The organism is Paenibacillus sp. NPDC058898, assembly GCF_049316025.1.
Taxonomy (GTDB): domain Bacteria; phylum Bacillota; class Bacilli; order Paenibacillales; family Paenibacillaceae; genus Paenibacillus_AQ.
The window spans coordinates 286,318-301,900 of sequence record NZ_JBMOSM010000005.1 but is presented as its reverse complement, the minus strand read 5'-3'; the positions used below and the strand labels follow the sequence as shown (position 1 = coordinate 301,900).

Sequence of the window (15,583 nt, the reverse complement as noted above, 5' to 3'; positions counted from 1 at the left end):
TATTTCGGTACCGATGCGGTGATCTCCTGTCCTATTATTCGTAAAATTACACAACATCCTGCGGCGAATCGCGGAGCAACTTGAAGAAAGCCATGATTTGCTCAGCAATCCAGGCCGGTTGTTCTGCTGCAATGAAGTGCCCGCCCGCATTTAGATCCTTCCAGTGGATCACATTCGGGAAGATCCGTTCTACATATGATCGGGGCGGACGCTCGTTCCGCTGAGCGCTTAAGGTGACACCATGCGGTACAGGTGAACTTTCTTTGGGCCCCGGCCACCTCGTATGCTTGCCTTCATAATAATAGCGGTTCGAGGCGTTGATGCTCTGGGTCAGCCAGTAGATGGACACGTTGGCCATGAGCTGCGCCTTGTTGAAATGCTGCAACACATCGCCATCCTCGGGAGATGTCCAGTAGTGCCATTTTTCCAGAATGAACGCGGCCAGCGCCACGGGTGAATCATGCAATCCATAGGCTGCCGTCTGCGGCCGTGTGCCCAGAATATGGGCGTAAGCGCCCTCCTCGCGTCCCCATTGCTTCTGATAGTCGAGGAACTCGGCCTCCTCGGCTGAAAGCGTTGAGTTCGAATCCACATAGGGACTGGGATTCCCTGGCGATGTGGTGTGATAGCCGATGAAACGGTCGGGATGGTCGAGACACATGAGCCCCAGAATGCTGGCTCCGATATCATAGCCGTGTGCACCGAATCGTTCGTAACCGAGCTCTGTCATGAGTTTCATAAGCAGTTCCCCCGCTTGGCGATCTTCAAAGCCCGGTCGCAGTTCTATACCTGAGAATCCATGACCCGGGATCGATGGGATGACAACGTCGAAGGAAGTTTCCTCATGGCCGCCAAATTGCTCAGGATTGGTAAGGTAAGGGATAAGTTCCAGCATTTCATAGAAGGAGCTGGGCCAACCGTGAGCAATGAGGAGCGGGATGGGGTGCTCGCCGCTGCCCTTAATATGTATGAAGTGAATGTCGACTCCATCGATATCAGCGACATAATTCGGAAAGGCATGAATGGAGCGCTGGAAGTCTTCCCAATCGAACTCATGCCTCCAGTAGGCGGCCATATCCTTCATGAAATCAAGGGGAATTCCATAATCCCATTGTCCGCCGGGGATTTCGTCAGGCCATCGGGTCATGTCCAGGCGCCGATATAAATCATCGATGGCAGCGGGCTCGATTTGAAAAGAAAACGGTTGGATCTTCATTTGTTTCACCTCTTGGAAAGAATGGGAGTCTGGTATACTGATAACAACAAACTTGCGGTAGATAGGTAAATAGACATAGGGCATTCTTTACATTGTTGCAAGTGACCGTTAAATATATATAACTGGTTAGCTAACCGATAAATATACTTTACTGGTTTGTTTTGGAGAAATCAATAGGAGGTTTGTTTGTTGTGGGACATGAATTTGATCAACTCGAAATCCTCGCGGATTTTATCAACACCCATGATAAACGCATGAGATATGATGGGGATCCGGGTGTGGAGCTGCTTCGGGCCACGGAGGATCTGCGCATGTGGCTGTTAAAAAACGGCTTTATTCTGGAACAGGACACCGTATCTGAAGAGGATCTGGCTTTGGCCCGCGAGCTGCGGGGCGGCTTAAGAGCAGCTATTCCGAATAATATACATGATCATCAGGAAGCTGGCTTCCAAGCGTTAAACCGTGTAGCCGGACGGTTCCGGTTCTTTTATCGCTTTGGTGAGACCGCAGACGCCATGGAGCCAGTGGATACACAGGGAAGAGGTGGGATGGCCCGGCTGTTGATTCTGGTATTTCGGCTTCGTGAAAAGAATATGTGGGGCAGATTGAGAGTGTGTACGGCCGACGATTGTCAGTGGGTATTCGTTGACCGCTCGAGGCCGGGAACGGGAAAATGGTGCTCGATGAAAGCCTGCGGCAATCGGGCGAAGAATAAAACATATCGGGAGCGAAGTAAGTCCATGGGATGAACCGCAACCATGGGACCAGGTTTGAATCAGGTCCAACTCCAAAGACCCATCAAGCGTTTGCCTTGGTTGGTCTTTTTTTTATGGAGCCGAATCATTCCAACAGGAATAAACGATTCAGTAACGAAATGATTGTAACCTATTATTTTTTTATAAATGTTGAAGTCTTTGTCGATTAGAGCATTTTCTATTCGTTGATTAAGCATAGAACGAAAATTCAAGATAGTCTCGAGAACCAGGAGGGAATAAGAATGAGATTTATGATGATTGTAAGGGCAACCGAGGATTCCGAGGCAGGCGTATTGCCAAGCGCAGAGCAGTTGGATGCCATGATGAGGTACAACATGGAGCTGGCCAGAGCGGGCGTGCTGCTTGCCGCCGATGGGCTCCATCCAAGTTCGGGCGCTATCCGGATATCTTATCCGGAGCCCGGGGGCAAGCCGAAAATTACCGATGGTCCCTTTACGGAAGCGAAGGAACTGATCGCGGGGTATACCTTGATCGAAGTGAAGACGAGGGAAGAGGCGATCGAGTGGGCTAAACGCATGCCGGATCCACACGGTTTCGGTGCGGGCCAGATCGAGCTCCGTCAGGTGTTTGAACCGACTGACTTAACGCAGGACCCGGAAGCGCAGGCTAAACAATACGAAATGCGTGAACACATCCAAAGGCAGAATCCGTAATGTCAGCGGCAGATACCCATCGTACGATCGATGCCATCTGGAGAATCGAATCCTCCAAAATCATTGCCTACCTGACTCGAATGGTTCGTGACGTCGGTATCGCCGAGGATCTTGCTCAGGATGCGCTTATCGCTGCGCTGGAACGCTGGCCGATAGATGGCATACCGGATAATCCCGGTGGATGGCTAATGACCGCTGCGAAGCGTAAAGCGCTGGACCTGCTGCGCCGGAATAAGGTACGCGATCAGAAGTATGAGCTGTTGGGACGTGAAATGGACTCCCGGTTGGATTTGGATATGGAGGTACCGGAGCCAGGGGAAGTGAACGACGATCTTCTGCGGCTGATCTTCATGACCTGTCATCCGGTTCTTTCCCCTGAGGCGCGGGTGGCTTTGACGCTGCGCTTGCTTGGCGGATTAACGACGGCGGAGATTGCCCACGCCTATCTTGTGCCTGAACCGACGATCGCGCAGCGAATCGTTCGTGCCAAACGGACGCTGTCGGCAACCCGGGTGGCATTCGAGATTCCTCAGGGAGCCGAGCTTAAACCGCGATTGTCATCGGTTCTTGAGGTTATCTACCTCATGTTTAATGAGGGGTATGCAGCTTCATCCGGCAGCCAGTGGATTCGCCCGCTGCTGTGTCAGGAAGCGCTTCGAATTGGGCGGGTGCTGGCAGAGATCGCGCCGACGGAGGCCGAGGTGCATGGTTTGGTTGCGTTAATGGAATTTCAATCCTCTAGGTTCAAGTCCCGGGTCAACGCGGAGGGGGAGCCTGTCCTGCTCATGGATCAGAATCGGGCCTTGTGGGATTATTTATTGATTCGGCGCGGTTTTACCGCTCTGGATCGGATCGAGCGGTTGGGTGGCATGACCGGGCCTTACGCTATTCAAGCAGCCATCTCCGCGTGTCATGCCGGAGCACCGAGTGCCGCAGAGACCGACTGGATTCGAATCTCGGCGCTGTATGAGGCATTGGCCCAGGTTTCTCCTTCACCCATCGTGGAATTGAACCGGGCCGTGGCCCTCTCCATGGCTTTCGGTCCGGAGATCGGGCTTGAGATCGTGGACATTTTACGTTGCGAGCCCGTCTTGAAGGGATACCATCTCCTCCCGAGCGTAAGGGGAGACCTGCTCTTTAAGCTGGGACGCCTGGACGAAGCCTGCGCCGAGTTCAAGCTGGCCGCATCGCTGACGGATAACCTGAGGGAGCGGGCCCTACTGCTTGACCGTGCGGCAGAATGCCTGCCAGCGGAGTCCTAAAACAAGCTGAAGAAACATTTTTTTTTAAAAATTTTTAAGAAATATGAAGATGTGTCGATTACATAAAATCTCGTTCGTCATTTAGATATAAAACTAAAAAATGAACTGAGAGGAAGATGAACATGCAAGCACAAATGGTACCTTTTATTATTTCGGAGGATGCAAGAGCTCAGGCGGATTTTTACATGCAAGCGCTGGGTGGAGAGATCGGTTTGTTGACTACCTTCAAGGACATGCCGGGCATACCGGAAGCTCATCAGGATAAGATTATGCACATGTCGTTAACGCTGGCTGGCGGCAATAAGCTCATCCTCACCGATGCTTTTCAGGAAACCGGCAAGAGCACGAGCATGGGTCTGGCTATCACGTTCGATAACGAGGAAGACGCCCGCGCCGCCTATCGCCATCTTAGCCATGGAGGTACCGAGAAATATCCGTTTGCCCTGCAGCCTTGGGGAGCCTACTACGGTGAAGTGGTGGACCGGTACGGCATGACCTGGCAGATGGTTCATCAGGGCTAAGTTGAAAAATACTATACTATGATAAAGAGGGAGCCAATAAGATGAATCAAGAAGTAACGGATTACATTGTAGCCATCAGTGATACCTGGAAGGTGGAGGTCAGCGAGCGACTTCGGGAGCTCGTGCACAGTACGATCCCGGACGTTTCGGAACGGCTTCAATATAAAAAGCCCCATTTTCTGAAGAATGGAAAATATGCGGCGGTAATCAGCGTCGCGAAGAGCGCCGTGAGCTTTACCATTTTCAATGCGGATGGCCTGGATTGGCCTGAAGCGTTGTTTGAAGGACCGCCTGAACGAAAGACCATCAAAATATCGGCCGGGCAGCAGGTTGATTATGATGCACTGGCATCCTTGGTGAAGCAGGCATCTGAAGGTCTGTAAATTCATATGTAATAGGGTAGACGGGGACCCTTTAGGCCCGAACACCCGGATAAAATAGCCGCGACCCGCCCGGATCGCGGTAAGTTCGTTTTATTTGTTGGTGCTGTGTTGTTTGCCTGGCAGTTTGTCACTAGGCGTTCCTTTGCCGTGATTCTCTTTGTTGTGGCGGGCTTTCTCCGCATTCTCGTTCATTTTTTTCACAAAATCATGTGTGCTTTCCATGTGATGTAAACTCCTTTGTTCAGAATGTGTGGCTTTTGCCTGATCGTGCTTAATATAACCATTTCGTCGTTATCCTATTTGATGATTTTGGAATGGATGTTGTGAGATTTTCGTTTGGGGGGATGAACGGGTGTCCAGAAAGCTCGTGTTCACAATGGTGTGGGGAATTTTCGTTGCTCTGGGTATAGTCGGTTGCAGCGGATTTGGCGAGGATGCCGGAGCCGAAGATCACAGCCTGTATTCCGTCAAGAAACTGATGAAGCTGGACGCTGCTAAGGTGAGGGCCATTCAAGTTGTCTACGGGGATGGCACGCGGATGGTGCTGGACCAGGAGCAGGATATAGAACCGATAATGAAGCGGGTGGATACCCTTCAAGCCAAGCGGATCGCAGGTAGCAACGAACCGGGGTTTCTGTTTTTTATCGATGTCGTGCAAGGTGAGCAGGAGATTCGCGTGGCGAGCGAGTTTGAGGTGGATGGACAATCGTACATACTGGCGGGTCCGGAACTGAACGAACTGAACACGTACATGGTAGAGCTGGGACGCTCTCACAACCCTGAATTGCTGCCGGGGTATACGATAAACGACCAGCAGCCTTGATGTATGTTTCTTTTGGTTCCGTAGGTATTGTTAACGGAGTACATGAAAGCTATTTGTCATATAACGGTAAAAAAATACCCAGCCACAAGGCAAGCGCCCAGGCTGGGTATTTATGATGGGGACCCGCACAAAGGCACGACTATCGGAACCGGATTCTTTTTCATACAGTGATCGGTTTTCGATGCCTCACCATGTGAGGATGTGTATATGTCTACTTCGTATGACTGATCAACAGCTCATATTTATTCAAGGAAGCGTCCAAAATATTCTCGTTGCGGCCCTGACCGTGGGATTGCCGGAATGATTCGCTGGAAGTCCAGCGTTTGAATGCCTCCTCGTCTTCCCATACCGTAGAGACCTTCAGTTCCTCAGCCTCTGCGCCTTCTTTGGCTTCGTGCCATACTTCCATCCGCACGAATCCCTCAATGTCCTGCACGCCCTTCGCTTCAGCGAATCGCTGCGCAATTTCTTGTCCGAAGCCCGGTTTAACCTTAATCGAGTTTGTAACAACCAGCATGCTTGATTCCTCCTTCGGTGATGACCGGATACATTCCAGTAATGTCTAGCCCCTTGCATGTATGTCCATTATACATGAACGAGCATTCTGATTTCATCTTGGGAGGAACTGTGCTTTATGCCGAAAAAAGCATGGAATACTCAGGTCGCTGGAGGACCTTCTGCCGGAAACTCTGCGGTAGGGATGGCGGCAGCTGGCGTCATGGCTTTGGGTTTCGCCCTGCCGCTCCACGACCAGTAGGTGCCGATGCGCAGCAGCCGTTCAATTGGGCCGCCGTGGAATCGTTTCAACCAGAGCAGGCTGCCCGTTGCCAGTACAGCATAGATCAGGATCGCCAGCAGCGCTCCTTGCAGCACGCCGAGCTTGCCGAACATGCCCAGCCCGAATCCGTAGAATATCAATACGCATACAACGCTTTGCGTCAGATAGTTGGTTAGCGACATCCGTCCAACCGCTTCAAACGCCCGGATGATAACCGATTGTTTAGACGAGAAGGCGTATAGGGAGGCGAACAGATGGATATAGCCCAGCGCGAGCAAAGGTCCGCCAATCATCGCGAAGACGCCGCTCCAGTTGTCGGTTGACCCGAGCATAACCCCGGCGGTCTTTAGACCAAGCCCGACCGGAACGAGCAGGGACCATCTTAGATGCAGCTTGATCTCCTTGGAAGGATGAAGGAAGCGCCCGCGCTTGGCTGCGACCATACCAAATAGGAACATCGGCGCGCTCATCAGTGGGGCAATCAGAATGACCAGCAGCATCAACCAGTCCGGAAGGTCGATGGGCATTTCCTCAGTTGAACGAAAGTTTACGATCTCGCTGAACGTGCCGTTGCCGTAGACCTCAATAGATTGTTTCACATAATTCTCCATGCGCTCTGTTTCACCTGTCGCAGGCTCCATGGAGCCATATCCGAAGATGGCAAACAGCGTTAGGAAGAGGATGCCCCAAATCAAGATCGTTTTGGCCTTCCGTTTCACAAATAGTAACAGGAAAAGCCCGATCGCTCCGTAAAACAACAGAATATCGCCTTCCCAGATGAATGTGGAATGCAGCCAGCCGAGAATGATCAGCAGCACGGACCTGCGGAAGAAGCTGCGGCCATATTTGAGTCCTTTGCCGATCAGGCTTTCCCGCATTTTAATCATGCTGTAACCGAACAGGAACGTAAAGATCGGCATGAAGCTGCCCTCTACGAATACTTTCAGCAAGTCATGGCTAATCAGATCCAGTGTAGATGGCTGGAAGAAATGTAGCTCGTCTTTGCCGAACATGCCGTATTGAAAAATAAGCATATTGGCCATCAGGATGCCGAGCAAGCTCAAGCCGCGAATCGCATCCACGGCCGTAGAACGTTTATTTGAATTCATGTTAATCACCTCTGACACCAAGTATAAAGCTCGAAATGAAATAACTCGGAAACGGCATCCTAACTTTTTCTTAACTCTTCCAGCATTTGTTTAACTCCTGTTAAGGTTGTTGTGCTAGCATAAATCTCGGGTGAGATAAAATGGATCAAACACGAATTTTAATTGTAGATGACGAACCTTCCATTGTGAAAATGCTGCAGATGGTGCTGCGTAAGGAAGGCTTTAACCGCATATTCACAGCTTCCAGCTGTAAGGAGGCGCTTAGCGAAATTGCTGCACACGGAGCGGATATCGTGCTGCTGGATGTCATGCTGCCGGACGGCACGGGATTTGATCTCTGTCCGCAGATCCGTTCCTATGGCAGTCCGCACATCCTGTTTCTGACGGCCAAAGCATCGGATCTGGATGTGTTGACCGGTTTTGCGATGGGCGGAGACGATTATGTCACCAAGCCCTTTAATCCGTTGGAGATTGCCGCAAGAATCAAGGCGCGTCTGCGCCGTGGAGGCATCGGGACGACCGTGTCGTCTGAGCAGCCGGTGATCCAGCGTGCATGGGATTTCGGCCGGTTTAAGGTCGATGAATCCGCCGGGGAGCTTACGGTCCTTGGAGAGCCTGTGCCTTGTCCGGCCCAGGTCTTTCAGCTGCTGCTTTATTTTTGCAAGCATCCGGGGGTCGTATTTTCCAAATCCCAGCTGTACGAAGCCGTGTGGGGCATCGACGGCATGGGCGAGGACAACACCGTCATGGTGCATATCCGCCGCATCCGCGAGCGCATCGAGGAGGACCCGAGCAACCCGCAATATTTGCTGACGGTTCGGGGGCTCGGCTACAAGCTGGTTAAGGAGAAAATCCGATGAGACTGCGCAGACGGCTTGCCTTTCATTTTACGTACCAATTGATCGCGTTCTCGGCGTTTATGTTTTGCTTCCTGATCGTGCTCTTATTCTTCCTGATCAAACATATCGGTGATGAAGAGATTCAGCGCAATTTTCCGACAGGTGTCTTGGACGGCATCGTGACGGAGACGGTGACAGAGAATGGCGAGGTGCTGCTGGAGGAACAGTGGAAGCTCCTGCTTCAAGAGAAGGATATGTGGCTGCAAGTGGTGGATATGGAGGGAAACGTGATTCATTCCACCAATACGGCTCCGGATGTTCCGTCGGAGTACTCGGTAAGCACCCTGCTCGAGATCAAGGAGGAGCGTCGTCTCGGCGAGTATACGATGTATTGGCAGATGGATCTGACCTATGAAGAACCGCTGCTGTATCTGATCGGACGTATCGATGAGGGTTCGGACCATCTTCGGGAATGGTATGCCCGTTATCAGGACGGCGGCAGGGTGAGGCCGGAGGATGAAGCGGGGCTCGGACGCGAATTAGCTGGTCTAGGCGGTTATTTGCATGTCATTGACCGGGAGGGCCGCGTTGTCCAAGCGATTGGAACAAATGCAGACAATAAGGTAAGCTACCACCCGCTGGAGATCATTACGATGCAGGAGCAGCCGGGCACGTATTCAACGCATATTGCGGTATACCGCGATACGGCCAGCGGCAACACCTGGGTATATCATACGCCGCAGGACGAGGCGCTGGAGAAAAGGCCGATGATGAATGAGCTGATCCGCGTGGCGCTATGGACGATGGTCTGCGTGCTTGCGTTGTCGCTTGGGGTGGCGATATGGCATGGATACCGGTACAGCCGGCCACTGCTGCTGTTTACCGGGTGGTTTGAGCGGATGGGGAGCGGAGCCTACGAGGAAGTGCTGACACCGAAGGACCGGAAGCGGGTATTCCGCAAGAACGGAAAGCTGCGTACGCGCTTCAAGCTGTACAAGGAAGTGATTCATTCTTTTTACAAGATGGCGGAGCAGCTTGCCGAGGCCGAGAGAGAGCGGGAGCGACTCGACCGTAATCGGGAAGAATGGATGTCCGGGATATCGCATGATTTGCGTACTCCGTTGTCTTCCATCCAGGGTTACGGCTATATGCTGGAGAGCGCTCCCCAGGATTGGAACCAGGAAGAGCTGCGGGAGATGGGAACCGTGATCCGTGAGAAGGGCCACTACATGTTGGAGCTTATCGATGATTTCTCGCTCGTCTTCCGTTTGAGGAACGAAATCCGGCCGCAGGAGCTGACCACGCTTGATCTGAACGAGCTGGTGCGCCGCTGCGTGCTGAAATACGTCAACGATGCCACCCTGGATGCGAATTTCAATTATATCGGCGGGGAAGGGGCGCTGCTGGTTGACGGCAATGCCAAATGGCTGCAGCGATTGATGGATAATCTGATCACGAATGCCGTGAAGCATAATCCGGAGGGCGTAAACATTGAGGTGCGTGTGGAGAGACTCCCGGCCGGTGCGGCGATCGTGGTAGCGGATCAAGGTGTAGGGATGGACGAAGAGACTCGCTGCAATCTGTTCGAGCGTTATTACCGGGGAACGAACACTGAGGAGAGTAAGGATGGATCGGGGCTCGGGATGAGCATCTCGAAGGCGATTGTCGAAGCGCACCGGGGCCGGGTAAATGTATGGTCTGAAGTGGGCCGAGGAACCACCATCACCGTTCAATTGCCTGAGACTGCCGTACAAGAAGGTAAGGGGGCTGCTGAACACGATAAGGGCTGACGTTTTTCCTGGATTCCCATGTCCGGAATGAACTCTAAAAATCCTTCAACATTCCTATCCTGCTGCCGGCTCGGTTGCGCTATAATGGCTAAGCAACGATTACATTAGGTCCGGAGGATATCATGGGTTCAACTTCGTTTCGGCAATTGACTGGCAATGCGCGGGGCTGTCTCGTCTATGAGCCGCTGTTTCTCATCCCTTACAGCATGTTCACGACGTACACCTCCATCTACATGTACCAACTTGGGGTAACCGAGACGGGAATCGGCTGGATTACCTCCATCGGGTTGCTTGTGCAGGTGCTTTCTTCGTTTCTCAGCGGGTATTTAACAGACCGTTTAGGCAGAAAAAAGGCGCTGCTATACTTCGACGTACTAAGCTGGACCGTGGCCACGCTGCTCTGGGCCATTTCACAGAACTTCTGGTTTTTTGTGATCGCGGCCGTGATCAACGGCTTTCAGAAGGTGCCGCATACCGCCTTTTACTGTCTGCTGGTGGAGGATACCGCACCGAAGGAGCGAACCTATGTCTTTACGCTGCTGCAGCTGATTAGCGTCGTGGGCGGCTTGTTTGCACCGATCGGCGGACTGCTGGTGTATCATTTCACGCTTGTGCCCGGGGTGCGCATTATGTTCGTGCTGGCCTGTATCCTGATGACAATCCAGTTCATTGGGCGCCACTATGCGACAAGGGAGACGGATATCGGATACCGTAAGATGAAAGAAACGAAGGCGATGAGTCTGCGGGAAGGGATGTCCGACTATGCCTTGGTGATGAAGAGTACGCTCGGAAATCCGCTGCTGCTGATGATCTTCGGCGTTTATATATTGTTCAATTTTCAGATGACGGTGAAGACGACCTACGTCTCCATCTTCATGGTGGAATATTTGCATTTGGGCAGCGGCCTGATCTCGGTTTTTCCGGCATTCTCCTCTGTCATTATGCTAATATTCATGCGGTGGATCATGCCCCGAATCGGGGAGCAGCATGTGCACCGGACGATGGTATGGGGATTCGTAATATCGGTATTGTCCAATGTCATACTGGTGTTTGCGCCGCAAGGGGATCTGCTGGTGCTGAGTTTGAGCACTGTCATTGCCGCCATCGGTACGATGATGACATATCCGTATCTGGAGACGGCGGTGGCCAATGCGATAGACGATGAGAACCGCGCCAAAATATTCGCGCTGCTCCAGGTGCTCATCCTTATTGTCATTTCGCCTTCCGGCATCATTGGCGGCTGGGCATATGGCATCGACCCGAGAATTCCGTTCTTGCTTGTTGCCGGCGCATTTGTGATCAGCATCCCGCTTATGATGCTGTACGGCAAAAAGGCAAAGGCAGCCCCCGTTGAAGCCGGAGTTTAGCTTGGGCATGGAGATTGAGCCCATGGCTAAAAAGGTTGAGCGCGCGCTTTAAGCTATGGGAAGCGTAAAAATATGAATGAAGAGGCACTCCAGGCAAGGGGGGCCTCTTTTTTTGCGTTGGTTATTGCAATTTGGTTAGTGTTCACTTATGATATGAGCATGAAAAAGAAACCTCATTACGATAGCAAGAAGAAGGATATTTTGCAGGCTGCCATGAAGCTTTTCGCCGAGAAGGGCGTGGATGGCGTATCGGTGAAGGAGATCGGCGCAGCGGCGGGTGTAACGGATGCAGCGATCTATAAGCATTTTACGAATAAGGATGCCGTGGCTGCGGAAGCGTTCGAGGAATACTGCAGTAGTTATACGCGTCTGGTGGATGATTATGCTTCCCGGCCCGGCCTGTTTGCAGAGAGACTGTCGGCGCTCGTCATCCGGGTATTGGCGGCGTACGACGAGGATAAATACGGCTTGCTGCTCTTGTCCCAGCATCACGAGCTGTTTACGGAGGTGCTCAAGAGCAGGGGACGTCAGCCGCTGGACGCCTTGCATGAGCTGCTTGAGCAAGCGGTGTTGCAGAGGGATATTCCGCCGCAGAACACGCGATTAACCGCTGTGTTGATCATTGGTGCATTCAGCCAGCTTGCAATCTCAACGATGCAAGGAGAGCTGAAGGAACCGTTGTCGCCGCTGGCACCTGAAGTGACGGCGCATCTATTGGCATTAACAGGTTTGGGAAAAGGTCCGGCGTGACCTTTTCTTTTTGCCATCAGGTTAGTGTTTGTTAACCAAATTATGAGGGGGAAGAAACATATGAAAAAGGTTTTAATTATTCAAGGCAATCCCATTGAGAACAGTTATGGCAGTCAGCTGGCAGAGGTCTATGCAAGGGGGGCGGCCGAATCCGGGGCGGAGGTGCGGGAGCTGGTGCTTGCGGAGCTGGAGTTTGACCTGAATCTGTCCGGTGGTTATAAGGGTAACCAACCGCTGGAGCCGGATCTGCAAAAAGCCCAAGAACTGATCTCTTGGGCGGATCACCTGGTGTTTGTGTATCCGAATTGGTGGGGCGGCATGCCGGCGCTGCTCAAAGGGTTCATCGACCGGGTTTTTCTGCCGGGCTTTGCGTTTAAGTACCGCCGGAACTCGCCTTTGCCGGAGCAGCTGCTCAAAGGGAAAACGGCCCGTTTGATCGTCACGATGGATTCGCCATATATCTACTACCGCTTCTATCTCGGTCAGCCGGGACATCAAATGATGAAGCATTCCATTCTGAAGTTCTGCGGCGTGGGCACGGTTCGTGCCACGAACATTACGCAGCTTCGCAAAATGCCTGAAGTGGCAAGAAAGCAATGGCTTGAGCGTGTACAGAGAATGGGTCGGAAATTGGCTTGAGCTGGCAGGGCGTAAGATAAACAGTTCCTTCCAATGGCTTGACTTCTCGGGCAGGAGGATTATAATTCATACAACAAATGAAACGAAAAGAGAATCGAAGGGTAAGTTTAATCAAAATCAAATCTTGATGTATATGCCGGGGAATAGGGCCCAGGCGTTTCTACCAGGTTACCGTAAATGACTTGACTACATGAAGGTTGAGAATCCCACCACCCAAAGCCCAGCTTCGTAATGATTGAAGCCGGGCAGGAGGATCATCTTGATTGGAATCCGGCAGGTTTTAACGGATGAGGTGATGTGCAGACTAGATAGCATACATTGCTGAAGCACGGGATTTCTCTTCCTCTATGGATATAGTACAGGCACCCCGGGCAGATACGCTGCCCGGGGTGTTTGCGTGTTATACAGCGGATCGATTTTGTGTTTTTACCGTTCATGATAAGAAAAACGTCTATCGACGCACTTTCACAGGTGACAGACCGCAATTAGATGAAGTTTTTATTGCGATATCAGGAAGTCACGAGCTTCGAAGTTTATACGTTCTGATATCTAGAAGAAAAACGTCTATCGACGCACTTTCACAGATGATAGACCGCAATTAGATGAAGTTTTTATTGCGATATCAGGAAGTCACGAGCTTCGAAGTTTATACTTTCTGATATCTAAAGAAAAAAGGGGAGCGTGCAATCATCATGAGTTCAAGCAAGAGACAGAAACGATACGAGGTTAGCCGGAAGCTGGGAAAGGTTGCCTTAGGACAGGAGCCTGCCGATCTGGTCATCAAGAACGGCACGCTGGTGAATGTGTTTACAGGCGAGCTTCAGGAGCAGGTGGACGTGGCCATGGCATCCGGACGCATCGCTTATATCGGCAACGCGGATCATACGATCGGGGAAGGGACTCGGGTCATCGAAGCGAATGGCTGCTATATCTCGCCAGGCCTGCTCGACGGTCATATGCATGTGGAGAGCACGATGCTCACCGTGACCGAGTTTGCCAAGGCGGCTATCGTTAGTGGAACGACTGGGGTTTATATGGATCCCCATGAGATTGCCAACGTATTCGGCATGGAAGGTGTGCGCTGGATGCATGAGGAAGGGCAGCAGCTGCCGATGAAGGTGTTCACCACCGTTCCTTCGTGTGTACCGTCGACCTTTGATCTGGAGGATGCTGGGGCGCAGCTGGGCGTAGCCGACATTGAGGAAGGGCTGACATGGCCCGGTGTTGCCGGGCTTGGCGAAGTGATGAATTTCCCGGGCGTCGTGTATGGCGATCCGACCATGAGCGGGGAGATCGAAGCCACGCTGCGTGCGGGCAAGACGGTGACAGGACATTTTCCGGCAGAGGATGTCCGGATGCTGCAGGCATATATGGCAACCGGCGTAAGCTCCGACCATGAAACGGTAACCAGAGAGCAGGCCTTGGAGAAGGTTCGCCTCGGTATGCACCTGATGATCCGTGAGGGTTCGGCTTGGCAGGATGTGAAGGAAGTTGTTAAGGTTATAACGGAAGATAAGGTGCGAACAGACAATATATCTCTGGTTACGGATGATGTATATCCGCAGACGCTGCTGAGACTCGGACACATGAACCATGTAGTCCGCCGCGCTATGGAAGAGGGCGTGGACCCGGTTACGGCGATCCAGCTGGGAACGATCAACGTGGCTCGTTATTTCGGCATGGACAATGAGCTTGGCAGCATTTCACCTGGTAAAACGGCGGATATTTTGCTGATTGATGATCTGTTGAGCATGGTACCTTCCGTCGTGATCACGGATGGCGAAGTGGTTGCAGAGAACGGTCGACTCGTGAAGGCATTCCCGGTATATCAATATCCGGAAAAAGCGTTTAACTCGGTCCGGCTGCAGCGTTCGCTTACCGCGGATGACTTCCTGCTGCGCAGCAAATTCGATGCCGCACGTACAGAAGTGAACGTGGTCCGCGTCATCGAGAACAGCGCCCGTACCGCCAAGATGACGGCGGTGCTCTCCGTGCGGCAAGCGGTGATCCAGCCAGACCTGGATCAGGACGTGGTTCAGCTGGCATGCATTGAGCGCCACGGCACGACGGGACAAATCTCGCTCGGTTTTGCGAGCGGCTTCGGACTCAAGTCCGGCGCGGTTGCGTCTACCGTTGCGCACGACAGCCACAATTTGCTTGTGATGGGCTCGAATGCCGAGGATATGGCACTCGCGGCAAATGAGCTGGCAGCGTGCGGAGGCGGCATGATCGTGGTACGGGATGGAAAGGTGCTGGCGAAGGTGGCGATGCCGATTGCCGGTTTGCTGGCGGACCGTCCGGTTGAGATCGTAGCGGAAGAAGTCGCTGCCTTGGAGGAAGCTTGGAAGGAGCTCGGATGCTATATCCATGCGCCGTTTATGACCTTCTCGCTGATTGCGCTGCCGGTGATTCCGGAAATCCGCATTACCAACCGCGGGATCGCAGACGTAACGGAATTCAAGCTCATCGAGACCGAGATTGGCGCGGTTCAATAAGATTGCAGATACACCGAAGCAGGTTGGCCTGAGGGCGAACCTGCTTTTTTGGTGCGTAAATACCGGGCTTGGCCTGTGAGTGGATGCCGCAAGCCATGTTCCAATTGATAATCCTCACATATTCCACCGCCTACTTAGTGATTTTCGTCACAAATTTATAACTTTTTGCCCCGGTTTCAGCC

At 52.3% G+C, this 15,583-nt stretch carries 16 protein-coding genes and 1 riboswitch; of the genes, 12 read left to right on the top strand and 4 right to left on the bottom strand.

Going from position 1 to position 15,583, the window contains the following annotated elements; genetic code table 11:
• Positions 1-46: 46 nt before the first annotated feature.
• Positions 47-1,216 (bottom strand): epoxide hydrolase family protein, encoded by a 1,170-nt coding sequence (locus tag ACOZB4_RS16210; RefSeq protein ID WP_098749332.1) that lies wholly within the window; start codon positions 1,214-1,216, stop codon positions 47-49.
• Between the two features lie 191 nt (positions 1,217-1,407).
• On the opposite strand from ACOZB4_RS16210, the gene ACOZB4_RS16205 reads away from it, so the two are divergent.
• The 5 genes from ACOZB4_RS16205 to ACOZB4_RS16185 all read left to right on the top strand — a co-directional run bounded on the left by ACOZB4_RS16205 (position 1,408) and on the right by ACOZB4_RS16185 (position 4,811).
• Positions 1,408-1,965 carry a CGNR zinc finger domain-containing protein gene (locus tag ACOZB4_RS16205; RefSeq protein WP_379410241.1) on the top strand — a complete coding sequence of 186 codons (558 nt, stop codon included), beginning with the start codon at positions 1,408-1,410 and terminating at the stop codon, positions 1,963-1,965.
• A 248-nt stretch (positions 1,966-2,213) separates the two neighbouring features.
• Complete coding sequence (locus tag ACOZB4_RS16200) at positions 2,214-2,645, top strand: YciI family protein (RefSeq protein WP_076323869.1); 432 nt, start codon at positions 2,214-2,216, stop codon at positions 2,643-2,645.
• The gene (locus ACOZB4_RS16195) at positions 2,645-3,907 is read left to right on the top strand and encodes an RNA polymerase sigma factor (RefSeq protein WP_379410229.1); all 1,263 of its coding nucleotides are present in this window, start codon (positions 2,645-2,647) and stop codon (positions 3,905-3,907) included. The genes ACOZB4_RS16200 and ACOZB4_RS16195 overlap by 1 nt, the downstream gene beginning before the upstream one ends.
• Before the next feature lie 122 nt (positions 3,908-4,029).
• Entirely contained in the window at positions 4,030-4,428 is a 399-nt protein-coding gene (locus tag ACOZB4_RS16190) for a VOC family protein (RefSeq protein WP_213647115.1), read from the top strand.
• Positions 4,429-4,469: 41 nt separating this feature from the next.
• Complete coding sequence (locus tag ACOZB4_RS16185; protein WP_379410197.1) at positions 4,470-4,811, top strand: DUF1801 domain-containing protein; 342 nt, start codon at positions 4,470-4,472, stop codon at positions 4,809-4,811.
• A gap of 90 nt (positions 4,812-4,901) precedes the next feature.
• On the opposite strand, the gene ACOZB4_RS16180 is transcribed toward ACOZB4_RS16185, so the two are convergent.
• On the bottom strand, positions 4,902-5,033 hold the full coding sequence (locus tag ACOZB4_RS16180; RefSeq protein ID WP_379410184.1) for a DUF4023 domain-containing protein: 132 nt from the start codon (positions 5,031-5,033) through the stop codon (positions 4,902-4,904).
• A gap of 130 nt (positions 5,034-5,163) precedes the next feature.
• Between ACOZB4_RS16180 and ACOZB4_RS16175 the strand changes: the two genes are divergently transcribed.
• Entirely contained in the window at positions 5,164-5,634 is a 471-nt protein-coding gene (locus ACOZB4_RS16175) for a hypothetical protein (protein WP_379410181.1), read from the top strand.
• Positions 5,635-5,845: 211 nt separating this feature from the next.
• Here the strand turns inward: ACOZB4_RS16175 and ACOZB4_RS16170 are convergent, their stop codons facing one another.
• Positions 5,846-6,151, bottom strand: a complete 306-nt coding sequence (locus tag ACOZB4_RS16170; RefSeq protein WP_379410178.1) for an antibiotic biosynthesis monooxygenase — start codon at positions 6,149-6,151, stop codon at positions 5,846-5,848.
• Positions 6,152-6,291: 140 nt separating this feature from the next.
• Entirely contained in the window at positions 6,292-7,521 is a 1,230-nt protein-coding gene (locus ACOZB4_RS16165; RefSeq protein ID WP_379410162.1) for a DUF418 domain-containing protein, read from the bottom strand.
• Positions 7,522-7,661: 140 nt separating this feature from the next.
• Between ACOZB4_RS16165 and ACOZB4_RS16160 the strand changes: the two genes are divergently transcribed.
• The 6 genes from ACOZB4_RS16160 (at position 7,662) to ade (ending at position 15,401) form a co-directional block, all read left to right on the top strand.
• On the top strand, positions 7,662-8,381 hold the full coding sequence (locus ACOZB4_RS16160) for a response regulator transcription factor (protein ID WP_098749325.1): 720 nt from the start codon (positions 7,662-7,664) through the stop codon (positions 8,379-8,381).
• Entirely contained in the window at positions 8,378-10,150 is a 1,773-nt protein-coding gene (locus ACOZB4_RS16155; RefSeq protein ID WP_379410148.1) for a sensor histidine kinase, read from the top strand. The genes ACOZB4_RS16160 and ACOZB4_RS16155 overlap by 4 nt, the downstream gene beginning before the upstream one ends.
• Positions 10,151-10,272: 122 nt before the next feature.
• Positions 10,273-11,517 carry an MFS transporter gene (locus tag ACOZB4_RS16150; protein WP_379410144.1) on the top strand — a complete coding sequence of 415 codons (1,245 nt, stop codon included), beginning with the start codon at positions 10,273-10,275 and terminating at the stop codon, positions 11,515-11,517.
• A gap of 159 nt (positions 11,518-11,676) precedes the next feature.
• Positions 11,677-12,267 (top strand): TetR/AcrR family transcriptional regulator, encoded by a 591-nt coding sequence (locus tag ACOZB4_RS16145; RefSeq protein ID WP_379410139.1) that lies wholly within the window; start codon positions 11,677-11,679, stop codon positions 12,265-12,267.
• A 60-nt stretch (positions 12,268-12,327) separates the two neighbouring features.
• Positions 12,328-12,906: an NAD(P)H-dependent oxidoreductase gene (locus tag ACOZB4_RS16140; RefSeq protein WP_379410131.1), complete on the top strand. Its 579-nt coding sequence runs from the start codon at positions 12,328-12,330 to the stop codon at positions 12,904-12,906.
• Between the two features lie 107 nt (positions 12,907-13,013).
• A riboswitch (purine riboswitch) is annotated at positions 13,014-13,115 on the top strand.
• Between the two features lie 483 nt (positions 13,116-13,598).
• A complete protein-coding gene (gene ade / locus ACOZB4_RS16135; protein ID WP_379410118.1) occupies positions 13,599-15,401 on the top strand; it encodes an adenine deaminase in 1,803 nt (600 codons plus the stop codon).
• The last annotated feature ends 182 nt before the right edge of the window (positions 15,402-15,583 follow it).

Bases quoted from the DNA above. Each gene is read 5' to 3' on its own strand.
- ACOZB4_RS16210 (WP_098749332.1), bottom strand. From the start codon at position 1,216: ATGAAGATCCAACCGTTTTCTTTTCAAATCGAGCCCGCTGCCATCGAT.
- ACOZB4_RS16200 (WP_076323869.1), top strand. From the start codon at position 2,214: ATGAGATTTATGATGATTGTAAGGGCAACCGAGGATTCCGAGGCAGGC.
- ACOZB4_RS16195 (WP_379410229.1), top strand. From the start codon at position 2,645: ATGTCAGCGGCAGATACCCATCGTACGATCGATGCCATCTGGAGAATC.
- ACOZB4_RS16190 (WP_213647115.1), top strand. From the start codon at position 4,030: ATGCAAGCACAAATGGTACCTTTTATTATTTCGGAGGATGCAAGAGCT.
- ACOZB4_RS16185 (WP_379410197.1), top strand. From the start codon at position 4,470: ATGAATCAAGAAGTAACGGATTACATTGTAGCCATCAGTGATACCTGG.
- ACOZB4_RS16180 (WP_379410184.1), bottom strand. From the start codon at position 5,033: ATGGAAAGCACACATGATTTTGTGAAAAAAATGAACGAGAATGCGGAG.
- ACOZB4_RS16170 (WP_379410178.1), bottom strand. From the start codon at position 6,151: ATGCTGGTTGTTACAAACTCGATTAAGGTTAAACCGGGCTTCGGACAA.
- ACOZB4_RS16165 (WP_379410162.1), bottom strand. From the start codon at position 7,521: ATGAATTCAAATAAACGTTCTACGGCCGTGGATGCGATTCGCGGCTTG.
- ACOZB4_RS16160 (WP_098749325.1), top strand. From the start codon at position 7,662: ATGGATCAAACACGAATTTTAATTGTAGATGACGAACCTTCCATTGTG.
- ACOZB4_RS16155 (WP_379410148.1), top strand. From the start codon at position 8,378: ATGAGACTGCGCAGACGGCTTGCCTTTCATTTTACGTACCAATTGATC.
- ACOZB4_RS16150 (WP_379410144.1), top strand. From the start codon at position 10,273: ATGGGTTCAACTTCGTTTCGGCAATTGACTGGCAATGCGCGGGGCTGT.
- ACOZB4_RS16145 (WP_379410139.1), top strand. From the start codon at position 11,677: ATGAAAAAGAAACCTCATTACGATAGCAAGAAGAAGGATATTTTGCAG.
- ACOZB4_RS16140 (WP_379410131.1), top strand. From the start codon at position 12,328: ATGAAAAAGGTTTTAATTATTCAAGGCAATCCCATTGAGAACAGTTAT.
- ade (WP_379410118.1), top strand. From the start codon at position 13,599: ATGAGTTCAAGCAAGAGACAGAAACGATACGAGGTTAGCCGGAAGCTG.